We start from the raw sequence: 14,969 nt of genomic DNA, 5'->3' as shown, positions 1-14,969 counted from the left end.
TGCGGGGCGTCCACGGGGGGTCGCTCGGACGAGGGGGAGGCTTGCCGCGCCGACGAGGTGGCCCGCTGGACGGAGGGCGTGGCCTGTGCGGGCGGTGGCGTGCCGGGTGCGGTGGCCGAGGGGCTCAGCGAGGTGGACGTGGCGCCCTGGGGGGCGGCTGCGGAACGTCGTGGGCTGGGTGAAGTCCCGGGCGGGGCAGGCGCGGTGGATCGCTGGGCGGAGGGTGCGGTCGCTGCGGACGGTGTGGTCGTTGACGTGCGGGGTGCGGCGAGGGTCTGGCTCTGCGGGGCGGTTGGCGCGCCTTGGGGTGCGGGCGCGGCTGGTTGTGGCGCGGGTGATGTCCCCTGCGGCGCCGGTGCGGTGGATCGCTGCGCGGTGTGCGTGGGCGCGGGGGGCACCGCGGCCTTCGGCGGAGCGGTCGGCGTGCCCGGGGAGGCAGGTGCGGCCGTCTGCGGCGCGGACGAAGTCCGGTGCGTGGTAGGCGCGGTGGATCGCTGCGCGGAGACCGTGCCCCGATGTGCGGGCGTGGTTTTTTGTGGTGCGGGCCCGGTGGAGCGGGAGGTCTGCGGGGCCGGGGGTGTGGATCGAGGGGCGGAGGGCGTGGTCGTAGGTGTGCCGTGTGAGGCGGGGGCGGTCGCCTGTGGGTCGGTCGGGGTGCCTGCGGACGCGGGCGTGGCCTCTTGCGCCGTCGGTGAAGTAGGTGAAGTCCCTTGTGACGCTGGCCCGGTGGAGGTGGCGGGCTGCGGGGCCGGGGGTGTGGATCGCTGAATGGAGGGCCGGGTCTGCGGGGCGGTGGGCGGGGCCGGAGGTGTGCCTGGCGGGGTGTACGGCGTGCTGGGTCCGGCGGACCTGGTGACCGCCCGCTCGGTGGATGGTGAGGTCTGCGGGACCGCCGGTTGACCGGTCGGCGGGGACGAGGGGCGTTGTTTCACGTGAAACAACGCCTCGCTGGCCCCGTAAGGCGTCGGCACATCCGCCCGTGGTGTCGGCGCACCCAGGCCCGCGCGACGCGGCGACGCGGGGGAGGCGGTGGACGCGGCGCTCCGCTGAACGCTCGGGACCGAACCGGCCGCCGAAGGAGCCGACTTGGGTGCGGTGGGCGCAGTCGTGGAGGTCTCCCCGGCGTTCACCGACCGCTGCACGGCATCCGACGCGTCGGGCGAGTCACCTGTCATGCCGGGTCGCACAGGCGGTGTCCGTTGGGCGGCCGCTGCTCCGGTGTCGTACTCCCGGGCGGGGTCGTCCGGCGTGGGCAGGCGACCGGCATCCGGCAGTGGGACGCTGCCCCGAGCGGGCTCCTTGCCGGTGGCCGTCCCGCCGCCACCGGTGTCCCCGCCGCCCGTTTCTGAGCTGCCGTCCGTGGAGGCCCCGGAAGGCGCGGGCGTGCCCGGTATCCGGGCGGGCAGCGTGCGCCGCTGTACCGGAGGCGTGGTCGACCTGGTCAGCGAAGCAGGTGCCGTGGTCGGGCGGGGCGGTGTCGGGGGTGTCGAGGGGGTCGGGAGTACGCGGATACCCCGCCGTTGCATGGGAGGAGCCGGGTCGGCCGGTGGCGGCGGTGCGGTCACCGGCTGGACGGGGACGGGCTGTTCCACCGACCCCGCAGGACCCGGGGGGCCGGCCCGACCGGCAGAACCCGCGGCGCCCGCGGAACCGGCAGAACCCGCGGCGCCCGCGGAACCGGCAGAACCCGCGGCGCCCGCGGAACCGGCAGAACCCGCGGCGCCGGTGAAACCGCCAGAACCCTCGGCGCCCGCGGAACCGGCATCTACTCGGCCGTGGACCCGCTGGACTCCACGTCCCGCGGAACCCGCAGCACCGACAGCACCCGTAAGCCCCGCAGGGCCCCCAGCACTCGTAGAACCGACGGCAGAGCCCCCGGCCCCCGCAAAGCCAACCGGACCCCCTGCCGTCGAACCGGCGGAGCCCTCCGCCCCCGCAGAACCAACCGACCCCGCAGCCGCCGCCAGTTGCGCAGGCCGCGCCCGTTCCGCGGGCAGCGCCGGTGCGGACAGTCGGTTGCCCGTCAACCCGTTCGGTGCCGTGTTCAGGACGACATGCGGGCGCGGGTCGCCGAAGGAGGGGTTGCGCCAGGTGGCCAGGCGGTTGCCGAAGTCGGGGTCGGCCACACCCGACGTGCCCCGGGCCGACCGTTGGATGGGCGGCAGGGAGGGCCAGGCGGCCGGGCGCGGTCGCACCGCGTCGGCAGCCGTGGGACCAGTCGGCGCGAAACCGCCCTCGGCCTCGCCCCGCCCAGCCCCCTCCGTGCCGGCGGACACCAGCGGGCCGGAGCCCGGACTCACCCCCGGACGGGCACTCGCCCCCCGGCCCCGGAATCGGTCCAGAAGCCCCATGGCTCAGCCCTCCGCCCCGCCCCGCGTCACCAGGGACGCGATGCGGTCGGCGTAGCGGCGCCGGTCGTGGTGTTCCAGGTCCAGGATCTCGTCCTGGCTCCAGTGGAAGTGGAAGGCGACGTACGCGATCTCCTCGTGCAGCCGGTCGGTCGCGTACGTCACGATTCCCCCAGGCGGCTCCCGCCGAGTTCCACCTCGAAGGGCTCCGCGCAGTGCGGGCACTCCACCGAGGCGCGGGTGTGGCCCTCGGCGTTGATCTGGCGGTAGAAGTCCTGGAGGAACGCCAGGTCGGAGGCGAACATGTTCTCCACGATCCCGTCGTGCACCATCGGCAGCGTGCCCAGGCGGGCGATGACCCGGCCCAGCAGCACCACCGACAGGTACGCGGGGTTCTCCTGGACGCGGATGTCCCGCAACGGCACGAGTTCGTCCCGTGCCGTCGCCAGCCGCATCACACCGTCCCGGTGGACCGTGCCCGCCTCGTCGACGTAGCCGCGGGGCAGCTCGAAGGGGAACTCCGTCTGCAGGCGGTACGCCGGTGCCGTGGGCGCGGGAGCGGAAACGGGCGCCGGGGCGGGCGCGGCGGCGGGCGCCGGAGCGACCTGCTCCCCGCCCGCCGCCGCCCGGACAGCGGTGCGCCGCATTACTCGATGACCAGTTCTTCGAACGTGATCGTCACGGTCTCGGTCAGCGCCGAGGCCTCACCGGCCTTCACCGTGCTGGTGTCGATCTTGCTGCACCAGGCGTTGCGCATGTTGTACCGCTTGACCGGGTTGTTCTGGTAGTCCATCACCATGATCGTGGCGTTCTTGCGGGCGCTGCCCATCACACCGTTGATCGACTCGGTGATCCAGGTGTTGAACGCCGCGGACTGCGTCATACCGCGTACGACCGTGCAGGTACCGGCCTTCTTCACGCCGGGCAGCTTCTTGGTGACGGGCTTGCCCTGCGCGGAGACCTGCTGGTACTCGATGACGTCCTGTTCCAGGCTGAGGCCGCTGACCTCGGCGAGGTACTCGACCATCACGCCGTCGATCTGCAGCCCGAAATTGTGCGAAGTGAGGGCGTCACCCGGCTGGAGACTCATCTGTTAGTCCTTCTAAGGGAGTTGACTCGGTGTGCGGAAGCGGAGGCGCGGCTACTCCTCCAGCTCCCCGTTGCCGCTGGAGAACTGGGCCAGCCGGAAGATCACGAACTCGGCGGGCTTGACCGGCGCGATGCCGATCTCGCACACCACCCGGCCGACGTCGACCGACTCCGGCGGGTTGGACTCCTCGTCGCACTTGACGTAGAAGGCGTCCTCGGGCTTGGCGCCGAACAGGGCGCCCGCGCGCCACTCGTTGACCAGGAACGCCGAGACGTTGCGCCGGATCCGGGCCCACAGGGCGTGGTCGTTCGGCTCGAACACCACCCACTGGGTGCCGATCAGGATCGACTCCTCCAGGTAGTTGAAGTACCGGCGGACGTTCAGGTAGCGCCAGGCCGGGTCGGAGGACAGGGTGCGGGCACCCCAGATCCGGATGCCGCGGCCGGGGAAGGCGCGGATGCAGTTGACGCCGATCGGGTTGAGCAGGTCCTGCTCGCCCCGGGTGATCTGGATCTCCAGGTCGACCGCGCCGCGGACGACCTCGTTCGCCGGGGCCTTGTGCACGCCGCGCTCGGAGTCGTTGCGGGCCCACACGCCGGCCACGTGGCCGCTCGGCGGGACCAGCCGGGCCTGGCCGGTGGCCGGGTCGAAGGACTTGATCCAGGGGTAGTACAGGGCCGCGTACTTGGAGTCGTAGCCGGCCGTCTCCTGGCGCCAGACCCGGATCTGACGGGCGTTCATGCTCGGCGGCGGGTCGATGATGGCGACCCGGTCGCCCATCAGCTCGCAGTGCGCGATCAGGCCGAGCTGCACGGCCTTGACCGCCTCGAGGTCGATCGCGCCGCGCTGGTAGGCGGCCATCAGGTCGGGCACCGCGACCATGGAGATCTCGTCGACCGCCTCCAGGCCGCCGAAGCCGGTGCGGTCGGCGCTGTCGCCGAGGTACTGCGCCGGGCCCACGGACTGCGCGGGCGGCTCCTCGACACCGGCCGGGGCGGCGGGCGGCGCGGCCAGCGCGATCGTCTGGTTGTCCGGGCGGGCCAGCTGCGCGGCCGGCGCGGCCTCCGCCACGGTGATGAGCTTGGAGCGCTCCTTGACCTGCGTGACGACGTAGTTGCGGTTGCCCTTCTTGGCCGTCACGTCGAACGTCTCGACCGGCCTGTCACCGTCCTTGACGATCAGCTTGAACCGCTCGGCCGGGCCCTCGCCCTCCGGGTCGGCGACCTCCACGCTCAGCGGGTTGCCGTTCTGGCCGGTCGCGTTGGCGGTCACGGCGAACGTACCGAGCTGCTTGGGCTCACCGGCGGGCAGCGCGGCCGGGGCGGCCGAACCGGACACCGCGGCCGGCGCGGCCGAGTCGCCGGAGGCGCCCGCCGCGGAACCGCCCACCCGGACGACGTACGCCGCGGAACCGCCGTTGTTGAAGAAGCCGTAGACGGAGTGGGCGAGGTAGTACCCGTCGGTGAAGTCACCGAAGGCCGCCACGTACTGCGTCCAGTTGGTCACCAGGGTCGGCTCGTTCAGAGGGCCGGTCGGGGCGAGCCCGACGAAGGCCGCCACCGAGGTGCCCACCCCCTCGATCGGGCGGGAGCCGCTGGCCACCTCCTCGACGTATACGCCGGGCGACAGGTAGGACGGCATAACTGTGCTCTCCTCGGGGTACGAGTCAGGTCGCCTCTCACCTCACGCGCGAAGCGCGTCGGCCGAAACGGCCACGGGTGCCGGATCGGGGGCAACGCTCCTGCCCTCAAGGGCACTTCTGCGCGGCCTTCGGCCCGTCGGGGTGGGCCCGCTGCCCGCGAGGTTGCCCCGGAGGACGTTTCGGCCCTCCGGGTCGGTCCGGTAGAGCTGGATGGCCAGTCGTCCGGTGTCGAAGGGAGCGTCGTGCGCGCACACGGAACACGGGCCCAGCAGACCGGTGGCCAGGACCAGTCCCGCCGGGCGAGCACGCCGAACGGGCCCGCGCATCGGTTGCTGGCCCTGCAGCGCATGGCCGGGAACGCGGCCGTGGCCCGCGCCATCGAACAGGAACGGCACGAGCACGCCCCCGGGTGCGGACACGCGCCCTCGCCCACCGTCCAGCAGTCCACGGCACCGCAGTCCACGGCCGCAGAGCAGTCCACGGCCCCGCAGTCGCCCGCCGTCCAGCAGTCCACGGACCCGCAGCCTGCCGCCGGGGAGCCGAGCGTGCAGCGGAGTCCGTCGGTGGACGACGCCGTCGCGTCGCCCTGGCGTCCGCTGGACGCGCGCATCCGGGCGACGGCGGAGCAGGCCTACGGCATGAACCTGGGCCATGTACGGGTGCACAGCGGTCCGGTCGCGCAGCGTTCGGCGATGGAGCTCGGCGCCCTCGCCTACACCACCGGCGCGCACATCGTCTCCGCGTCCCCGCAGTTGGACGACGAGACGATCTACCACGAGATCGACCACGTCCGGCAGCAGAGCCTGGGCCCCGTGCCCGGCACCGACAACGGCGCGGGCGCGAAGGTCTCCTCCGCCGACGACCCCTTCGAGGTCCAGTCCGCCGCGAACGGCCGACGGCTGGCCCAGGGGGCCGCGCCCGAACTGGGGATCCCCGGGTCCGGTTGACCAACGCCCGGGGGGCGCCGGCCCCGGGAAAGGGACTTCCGGGCAGCGCGTGGGTGACTTTCCGCGCCCACGTCTGCCCCTCGGTCCGCTGCCCCGGGCCGGGGGCCGGCCGTAGCGTCCTCGCGTGAGCCTGTGGACCTCCCTCGAACCCGCCTCCGCCACCGTCGACCCCGGCAGCAGCACGCGCGTACGCCTGCGGCTGAGGAACACCGGTGACGTCGTCGACGAGTACCGCTTCGAGCCGGTGGGGGCGGTGGCGCCCTGGACGACGGTGGAGCCGCCCACGCTGCGGCTCTATCCGGGCACGACGGGCACGGTGGAGCTGACGTTCGCGCCGCCGCGCACCCCGGACGCGACGGCGGGACCGAACCCGTTCGCGGTGCGGATCACGCCGACCGAGCATCCGGACGCGGTGACCGTCCCGGAGGGCAACCTCACCATCACGCCCTTCAGCGAGGTACGGGCCGAGCTGGTGCCGCATACGGTGAAGGGGCGGTTCAGGGGACGGCCGCGGCTGGCCATCGACAACCTGGGGAACACCAAGGTCACCGCCTCGCTCAGCGGCAGCGACACCGGGGACCGGCTGTCCTACGAGATCCAGCCGGCCAACGTGCAGATCGAGCCCGGCCGGGCCGCGTTCGTGAACACCACGCTGCGGCCCCGGCAGATCATCTGGTTCGGGTCGAAGGAGGAGCAGCCCTACCGGCTCGCGGTGCGCCGGTCGGGCGTCCAGCCGACGGAGGTGGACGGCACCTTCGTGCAGCGGGGGTTCCTGCCGCGCTGGCTGGCGACCGCGCTGAGCATCACGCTGGCCCTGGCGATCGCGTTCGTGATGATCTGGATCTCCTACAAGCCCCGGGTGGTCAGCCTGGCGGAGGCGAAGTCCGAGGAGGTCGGCAGCACCCTCGCGCCGCCGAGTCCCACCGCCACACCGACCCCGCCGCCGCAGCCCAGCGTGACGCCCGCCGCCCCGGTGGTGGAGAACACGCAGGGCGCGGCGGCCGGCGCGGACGGCGGGGGCGGCGGTGGCGGCGGAGGCGGCGGCACGGCCACCGTGACCGCGCGGCCCCCGCAGGACACGGCCGCCACCGCCGTGAACCGCCTGGCCAAGGACGATCCGACCGGCCGGCACATCTGCTACCGCGCCTTCGTGACCGGCGACGGCTGGCAGAAGCCGGTGTGCGACGGCACGTTCGCCGGTACGACGGGCCAGAACAAGCCGATCAGGGCCCTCAACCTCGCGGTGTACGGCGGCGGCGGCTCGTCGGCCAACGCCTTCCTCCACAAGTCCGACTCGACCGACGGCAAGGGGCAGTGGTCGCCGTCCTGGACGGCCATCGTCGCCGACGGCAAGGACAACTACATCGGCAGCAGCAAGAAGGACTCGCCGGACATGCTGGGCTTCGCCATCAACATCGGCAGCGGCAAGGTCTGCCAGACCGCCCGCGTCCACGGCTTCGACTGGGGACCGCAGGGGTGCGCGGAACAGCGCCCCAAGTACATCTTCGGTGGGGCCCTGGAGAACGACCGCTGGCTCGAAGCCGTGAAGTTCACGATCTGACGGGTGCTCGGCGCGGGGGGCGTGCGGAGCAACGCCGGATACCCGGCGGCCCCGCGCCCCCGAGTCGGGTGCCCCGCGCCCCCGAGTCGGGTGCCCCGCGCCCCCGAGTCGGCCGCCCCGGCTACCAGTTGGCCTCTCCGGGCACCAGCCGGCCCGCCTTGCGGTACTCGCGGCGGGCCCCCTCCAGCAGGTCGTCCGCGCCGACCGGTTCGTCCCGGCCGGCGGCGAGATAGGCGGCGGTGACGACCGCGCTGCGGATCGAACCGCCGGCCAGTTCGAAGTCCTTGGCCAGCGGCGCCGGGTCGATGCCGGCGGTGCACGGGACGTGGGAGAGCCCGTGCCGCCACAGGGCCAGGCGCTGCTCGGGGTCCGGGAACGGGAAGTCGACCACCAGGTCCAGACGTCGGGTGAACGCCTCGTCGATGTTGGCGCGCAGGTTGGTGGTGAGCAGCGCGATGCCGTCGAAGGACTCCAGGCGCTGCAGCAGGTAGGCGCTCTCCATGTTGGCGTACTTGTCGTGTGCGTCCTTCACCTCCGACCGTTTGCCGAAGACGGCGTCGGCCTCGTCGAAGAGGAGCACGGCGTCGGTGCGGTCGGCCTCGGTGAAGATGCGTTCCAGGTTCTTCTCGGTCTCGCCGACGTACTTGTCGACGACGGAGGAGAGCTGCACCACGTAGAGGTCGAGCCCGAGTTCGGCGGCGACGACCTCGGCGGACAGGGTCTTGCCGGTGCCGGACTCGCCCGCGAACAACCCGAGCACGCCCCGGCCCCGGCCGCCGCCCGCGCTCAGCCGCCAGTCGCCGAGGACACGGTCGCGGTGGCGGGCGCGCAGGGCGAGTTCCCGCAGTTGGGTCAGTGGCCGGTCGGGCAGCACCAGGTCCTCCCAGCCGACCTCGGGCCGGATCCGGCGGGCGTGCCGCTCAAGGCCGGACGCCGACTGCTGACGGGCCGCCAGCCGGACGTGGGCCGCGGTGAGCGGGCCGCCATCGAAGGCGGCGAGGGCGCGGGCGGACCGCGCGGCCCGGGCCACCCGGTCGCCGCCGAGGCGGTACGGGGCGACGGTGGCCGCCAGGTCGAAGCCCGGGGTGTCCGGCCCGAGCGCCGCCGACCAGGCGGCCGTACCGCCGGCCCCGCGCCGCGGTGCCTCCAGCACCAGAGGGTCGCGCACGCTCCACTGCGGGTCGTAGGGGTGCGGGTCGGTCAGCAGCACCGTGACGTCGGTCGCCGCGGTCAACGCCCGCAGCAGCGGGCCGGGTTTGTCCGGCAGGCCCGACAGGACGACGGCGCCGCCGCCGAGCCGGGCCTCGCGCAGCAGGTCGGGGACGCGGTCCTCGGGGCCCGAGAAGTGCAGGGCGTCCAGACCGGCGGCCCGCAGGGCGCCGCCGATCGCGGCGAGTCCGTCGCCCTCGCGGTGTTCACGGAGGTAGGCGGTGAGCGGACCGGAGCGCAGGCGGGCGGCCAGCCGGTGCACGAAGTCGTCGTCGGCGGGCAGGGGTTCGGCCATCGGGCTCAGGTGGGCGTGCAGCGCGGGGTCCGGGGTGTCGTCGCCGAGCAGATGGGCGATCAGCCGGTCGGGTACCCGCAACGACCGGGACAAGAAGGGGCGTTCGGGCTCCTCCACGTCCAGCAGACCGAGCGCCCGCAGGGGCGCCGACGGGTGGAAGCGGGCGCGGGCCGACGCCTGGTGCACGGGGGTCGCGCACAGGTCGAGGGCGAGTGCGGTGGTGGCTCGGCGGCGGCTGACGTCGTCGTTGAGGTAGCCGTAGAGCGGTTCGAAGGTGCGATCCAGGTCCGGGGCGAGGGCGACCAGCAGGATGGCGGTGTCCAGCTCGGTCAGCTCCGTCCGGGCGGCCAGCGCGGCCAGACGGTCACCGGAGTCGAGCGCGAGCGCCGCGTCCCCGAGGGAGCCGGCGGGGGCGGCCGGGGCGGTGTGCAGCAGATGCCGTACGGCCTCCTCGGAGAGGTACAGGCCACGCAGCGGATCACCGGCGGTGGGGTCGTCGACGGACCGCCGCTCCACCAGCGCACCGACCCGCTCCCGCAGCGCGGCGAGCCGTACGAGCAGCGGGTGGGCGGGGTCAGCGGCCCCTCCGTCGGCGTCCCAGGTCCCGCCCGGGGTGTCGCCGTACGGTGCCGTCATCGCGGATCCCTCCGACGCGCGGCGGCCTCGGCGCGGGTGGCTCGCGCCGCGGCCACCTGGTGCGGGCGGTGGGCGCGTTCGGCGGACTCGGGCGGGTCGCCGTCCAGGCCGCGCACCCGTACCGCCGCGCCCTCGGTGACCGGCGGCCCGGCGTCGTACTCGGGGTACGCCGGGAACGGCGCGGTCACCACCAGGTCCAGAGAGGGCTTGAGTTCGCCGCCCAGGGCGGACCAGATCTCGGCGAGCGACCGGGACTCGGTCTGGCTGCCCGCCACCGTCACCGGCACCGCGAGGCCCAACGCGCGCAGGGATCCGGGGAGTTCGTCGGCGGCCAGCAGCTCGCGCGGCAGCATCGTGGCCAGCACCGCCGACAGCAGCCGGTGTTCGTCCTGCGGTGTCTTGGTCCAGGCGGTCACCAGATACGACAGCCGGAACCAGCGGGGCGGTTGGCGGCGCCGTACCACCACGTCCCGTTCGTCGCGCACGGCCATCTGACCGCGCTGGCGCCGGGCCACGTCCTCCCGGATGTCGTACAGGTAGGCGTTGACGACGGGCGCGTTGCGCCGGGCCGCCCAGTCCCGGGTCGGGGCCTCGAAGGACACCTCGATGCCGGAACCCGTGAGCGCACCGCCGCCGAGCAGGCTCTTGAGGACCTCGTCCACCTCGTGGATCACCGTCTCGCTCCTGCCCTGCCGTGCTGTCGGACGCGCTCCGTGCCGTCCGTCACCGATCGTCCCCCCTGCGCTGTCCGGGCCGCAGGCACGCCGGGGTCGGCGGCCGGGCACCCGTACTGCCCGCGAGGGCGACGGAATCTGCCCGTCCGGTCAGAGGTAGCCTTCGCGCAGGGCATAGGCCACGGCGTGCGCCCGGTTACGCAGATGCAGTCGGGTGGTGAGCCCGTGCATGACGTTCTTGACGGTGCGTTCGGAGTAGGACAGCTTGCTGGCGATCTCTCCGGTGTCCAGACCCTCGGCGACCAGTCGCAGGACGTCCACCTCGCGGGACGTGAGACCCAGGGACGGCGCGCCAGGTCTGCCTGCCGCGCCCCGGTGCAGTGTTCCCACCTGGCTGATCAGCCTGCCGAGCAGGTCGGAGGGCAGGTCGCCGTCCCCGCGGGCGGCGGCGAGGACCGCCTGGACCAGCCGGTACGGGGTGGCCTCGCGGCGCCAGACGATGGCTCCGACGCCGCACTCGATGACGTCCAGCAGTTCGTTCTCGCGGATCGTGCCCACGACGAGCACGGCGCGGGCGCCCTCGCTGCGCACGGTCCGGCGCAGCCGGGTGAGCGCCGCCTCGTCGAGGGTGTCCTCGATCAGCAGCGCCACCGTGTCGGGGCCGGTCTCCTCGCGGAGTTCGATCTCCGGGTGCCGGCGCAGCTGGCTGACGGCGCCCTCACGGGACAGCGGGTCGGAGGCCGTCACCGCCACGGGTGTGCGCCGCCCGGGTCCGGTGGCGCCGGTGTCCGTGGCGCCGCTGTGTGTGGTCCGGGGTGAGCTGAGCAACCGTTTCCCCCAAGTTCGCGAGCCCGCCGTCCGGTGCCGACCGGTGACGGGTGGGTGTGTTCCACACTTCTGGGGCCGCTGTGGCGTGCGCAATCGTGGAGCACCACGAGGCTGACCACGAGACCAGCGGCGCGATCGCCACCAGGGGCGTTCCGGGCAGGCAACGTTGCAGGTCAGTGGGGTCGAAGGGGCGATGGTCGGTTCGGAGCGGTCGCTGCGGGCAGCGCCGTGAGCCTCACCACAGCACGGGGAGGGAACCCGCTCACCGACCCGTCGGTACGCCTGCGACGGGCCCCTTCCGTAACGCAGATCACAGCACCGGGGCCGGTGCCGCCGCGTCCTGCTCACCGAGGGCGACGCATCCACCAGGGGAGGCCGGGATGACCGGACCACTGCACGAACGCGAGGCCGCGCAGGCGCTGTTGGCCGCCGAGGCCGAGCGTGCCCGCGCCGGGAACGGCCGCCTCGTCCTGCTGCGCGGCGCCACGGGCACCGGCCGCACGGCCGTCCTGGAGGCCGCCTCGGTGGCCGCGGCCGCATGCGGGATGCGCGTACTGCGGGGGCGCTGCTCCCCCGAGGACTCCGGCGTGCCCTTCGCCGCGGTGCTCCATCTGCTGGGCTCGGTACCGCGGTTCGCGGAGGTGACGGCGGGCGACGACGAACGCGGCAGCGCGGCCCGGCTGTGGCGGCTGCTGCGTGAGTACGCGGACGAGGCCCCGTTGCTGGTCGCCGTCGACGACGTTCATCTCGCCGACGACGCCTCCCGTCGCTGGCTCGTCGACGCGGCCCGCCGCGTCGACCGATTACCGGTGCTGCTCGTCGCCACCGAGCGCAGCCAGTACGACGTCGACCCGCCGGCGGCCGGACTCGCGCACGCGCTGTCCCCCTCCCTCGTCCGCTCGCACACCCTCGCCCCGCTCACCCCCACCGCGGCGGCGGAGCTCGTCCGCGCCACCTTCCCCTCGGCCTCGCCGCGCTGGGCGGCGGACTGCTGGTCCGCGACCGCGGGCAGCCCGCTCCTGCTGCGGGCCCTGCTAGACGACCTGGGCGCCATGCCGCCCACGGCCCTCCCACCGACCCTGCCGGACACCAGCGCCGCCCTTTACCCGGGCGCGTACCCGGCCGCCGTCCAGTGGTGGCTGGACAGCGCCGGCCCGGCGACATCCGAGGTCGCCCGAGCCCTCGCCGCCCTCGAACCGACGTGGCCTGCGAGGGACGTGTCCGGTGGCCCCGCGCGCGCGTTACGTGGCTCGGCGGGCAACGCACCCGGATCCGCGGCGCTCAGGTTCGGCCCCGGGCCCGAACCGTCCGCGCCCGCGCCCGACTCCGTGGATCTTCTCGCCGAGGCCGTGGGAGCCGACCCCGTCCGGGTCGCGGGGTGGCTCACCGCGATGCTGCGGTTCGGGGTGCTGCGGGCCGATGCGGGCGGGCGCCCGTGTTACGCGCATCCGTTGCTGCGGGACGCGGTGCTGGCCGGATGGCCGGTCGGGCGGCGACAGGAGGTGTACCTGGCGGCGGCGGAGGCGATGGTACGGCGCGGTGACGCCGCCGAGGCGGTGGCCGGGCCGTTACTGCGGACCAGGGGATATCCACACCAGTACGCGGACGTCCGCCCGGCACACCGAGAGCACGCACCGTACGCCACAGGACCCGCCCCCCACGCGGACCCACCGGACCCCGCACCGCCGGCCCTCCACGCGGACCCACCGGACCCCGCACCGCCGGCCCCCCACGCGGACCCACCGGACCCCGCACCGCCGGCCCTCCACGCGGACCCACCGGACCCCGCACCGCCGGCCCTCCACGCGGACCCACCGGACCCCGAAGCGCCCGCCCCCCACGCGAACCCACCGACCCCCACCCACCCCGCCCTCCCCCCGGACGACGCGACTCCGCCGACCCCCGCAGACAGGACCGCTGGCCCCCCATGGGTGTCCCGTGTACTGCGGGACGCCGCGCGGGCGGCCCTGCTGCAGTCGCGTCCCCGAGACGCCGTCGACTATCTGCGCCGGGCCCTGGAGGAGCCGCTGGACGACGACCTCAGGCAGCGGCTGCTGACCGAGCTGGGTTCCCTGGAGTACGCCGCCACCGACGCCCCCGGCATCCCCCGCCTGGCCGAGGCGCTCCACTTACCGGCCCGTCCCGACGACCGGGTGCGCACGGGGATCGCCCTCGGCACCGCACTGGCCCGCCGGGGCGAGGTGCGGGCGGCCGTGGACGTGCTGCGCACCCTGGAGGACCGGCTGACCGGCCACCCCGACCTGGCGCACACCGTGCGGACGGCGTCCGCGCTGCTGTCGGACCACGACCACACCATCCGTCAGGAGGCCTACCGCTGGCTGGGTGACGTCGTCGAACGGTCCCCGGAGGCGGCCGGCCCCGCGGGTCAGGCCCTGCTCGTGCGGTACGCGGCCACCGCGGGCGCCCTGTCGGCCGAGGAGGCGATGGCCCGGCTGGGAACGCTGCTGGCGCGGCCCGCCGAAGCACTGGCCGAGCCCTTCCTGCTGGGCACGGCAGCCGCCGTCGCCCAGTGGGCCGACGAACTCGACCACGCCGAACGCCTGGTGGAGCGCGGCCTGGCGGTGCGGCACACCCCGCTGCTGCACCCGATGGAGCGGGCCCTGCTGGACGTACGCACCGACATCGCCGCCGCCCGCGGCGAGTACGGCAGGGTCCTCGCCGAGCAGGGCGAGCGGGCCGTGCCGCAGCACCGTACGGGCCCGACCAACGCCGACGCGCACGCCGTCATCGCGCTCGTGGAAACCGGACGCACCGATGCCGCACGGCGGCTCGCGGACCGCTTCGATCCCGGTCGGGCGCCGGACTCCTGGGAGATGAACCGCTTCCTGTACGCGCGCGGGGTGCTGCGTCTCGCCGAGGGGGACGTCACGGGCGCCCTGCACGACTTCCTGGAGTGCGGCCGACGTCAGGAGGCCCGGGCCGTGGTCAGTCCCGTCGTCACGCCGTGGCGGACGGCCGCCGCGGAGTGCCGGCTCGCGCTGGGCCGGCCCCGGGAGGCGCTGGCCCTGGCCGAGGAGGAACTGCGGCTGGCGCGGGTGTGGAACACCCCGCGCACGCTGGGCCGTGCGCTGCGGGTGCTGGGTCTGGCGACCGGCGGCCGACGTGGCCTGGAGCTTGCCGAGGAGGCCGTCGCCGTGCTGCGCCCCGCACCCGGCGGGCACGCACTGGTCGAGGCGTTGCTTACGCAGGGACGGCTGTTGACCGCAGCCGGGGAGCGGGCGCGGGGCCGGGACTGTCTGCGTGAGGCGGCCGAGCGTGCCGAACGGCTCGGCGCGCCACGGCTGCGGACCCACGTCGAGGAGGCCCTGCGAGCGGGCGGTGCCCGCCGCTCCGCCGCCGCGTTCACCGGATCCAGGTCGCTCACCGGCAGCGAGAGCCGTATCGCGGAACTCGCCGCCAACGGCCGTACGAACACCGAGATAGCGGAACTCCTGCACATCGCCCGACGCACCGTGGAAACCCATCTGACCAGCACGTACCGCAAGCTCGGCATCCGGAGCAGGGCGGAGTTGCGGGCCGCGCTGCAGGGGGCGCGGGGATAGCGGGGCCAAGGCCGCGGACAGCGGCCCGGGTACCGGTCGGCCCGTCAACTCGGGGGCGCCGGCGGTGCGGTGGGAGACGTGGACAGGTCTGACGCTTTCCCGACGACGGATGATCCACCGCAGTACGCTCACCGGAGTTCGGTCACCAGCCCCCCACCCGCAGGCCTCGTTGTGCA

The 14,969-nt window shown here is 74.3% G+C and carries 10 protein-coding genes; 3 read left to right on the top strand and 7 right to left on the bottom strand.

The annotated features are described in order from the left end of the window. Window positions 1-2,354: 2,354 nt before the first annotated feature. From ABZ027_RS30635 to ABZ027_RS30620, 4 genes are read right to left on the bottom strand one after another with little or no spacing between them, the layout of a single operon-like run. Window positions 2,355-2,513, bottom strand: coding sequence for a DUF6760 family protein (locus tag ABZ027_RS30635; RefSeq protein ID WP_356773893.1), 159 nt, complete (start codon window positions 2,511-2,513; stop codon window positions 2,355-2,357). Further along, window positions 2,510-2,995, bottom strand: coding sequence for a hypothetical protein (locus ABZ027_RS30630; RefSeq protein ID WP_356773892.1), 486 nt, complete (start codon window positions 2,993-2,995; stop codon window positions 2,510-2,512). The genes ABZ027_RS30635 and ABZ027_RS30630 overlap by 4 nt, the downstream gene beginning before the upstream one ends. Further along, window positions 2,995-3,438, bottom strand: a complete 444-nt coding sequence (locus tag ABZ027_RS30625; protein ID WP_356773890.1) for a phage tail protein — start codon at window positions 3,436-3,438, stop codon at window positions 2,995-2,997. Before ABZ027_RS30625 ends, ABZ027_RS30630 begins: the two co-directional genes overlap by 1 nt. A 51-nt stretch (window positions 3,439-3,489) precedes the next feature. Beyond that, window positions 3,490-5,079, bottom strand: a complete 1,590-nt coding sequence (locus tag ABZ027_RS30620) for a phage tail sheath family protein (protein ID WP_356773888.1) — start codon at window positions 5,077-5,079, stop codon at window positions 3,490-3,492. 243 nt (window positions 5,080-5,322) lie between these two features. On the opposite strand from ABZ027_RS30620, the gene ABZ027_RS30615 reads away from it, so the two are divergent. Then, complete coding sequence (locus ABZ027_RS30615) at window positions 5,323-6,027, top strand: DUF4157 domain-containing protein (protein WP_356773886.1); 705 nt, start codon at window positions 5,323-5,325, stop codon at window positions 6,025-6,027. Between the two features lie 124 nt (window positions 6,028-6,151). Further along, window positions 6,152-7,588 (top strand): hydrolase, encoded by a 1,437-nt coding sequence (locus ABZ027_RS30610; RefSeq protein ID WP_356773884.1) that lies wholly within the window; start codon window positions 6,152-6,154, stop codon window positions 7,586-7,588. 121 nt (window positions 7,589-7,709) lie between these two features. Here ABZ027_RS30610 and ABZ027_RS30605 read toward each other — a convergent pair whose 3' ends face one another. The 3 genes from ABZ027_RS30605 to ABZ027_RS30595 all read right to left on the bottom strand — a co-directional run bounded on the left by ABZ027_RS30605 (window position 7,710) and on the right by ABZ027_RS30595 (window position 11,155). Further along, window positions 7,710-9,728, bottom strand: coding sequence for an ATP-binding protein (locus ABZ027_RS30605; protein ID WP_356773882.1), 2,019 nt, complete (start codon window positions 9,726-9,728; stop codon window positions 7,710-7,712). Next, complete coding sequence (locus ABZ027_RS30600; RefSeq protein WP_356773880.1) at window positions 9,725-10,402, bottom strand: DUF4255 domain-containing protein; 678 nt, start codon at window positions 10,400-10,402, stop codon at window positions 9,725-9,727. The genes ABZ027_RS30605 and ABZ027_RS30600 overlap by 4 nt, the downstream gene beginning before the upstream one ends. Before the next feature lie 150 nt (window positions 10,403-10,552). Beyond that, on the bottom strand, window positions 10,553-11,155 hold the full coding sequence (locus ABZ027_RS30595) for a response regulator transcription factor (protein WP_356773983.1): 603 nt from the start codon (window positions 11,153-11,155) through the stop codon (window positions 10,553-10,555). 455 nt (window positions 11,156-11,610) lie between these two features. Here ABZ027_RS30595 and ABZ027_RS30590 point away from each other — a divergent pair, with 455 nt between their 5' ends. Beyond that, a complete protein-coding gene (locus tag ABZ027_RS30590; protein ID WP_356773878.1) occupies window positions 11,611-14,793 on the top strand; it encodes an AAA family ATPase in 3,183 nt (1,060 codons plus the stop codon). Window positions 14,794-14,969 lie beyond the last annotated feature (176 nt).

This window comes from Streptomyces sp. NPDC006332, assembly GCF_040612855.1.
Lineage (GTDB): Bacteria > Actinomycetota > Actinomycetes > Streptomycetales > Streptomycetaceae > Streptomyces.
This window is presented reverse-complemented; position numbering and strand designations above follow the sequence as displayed.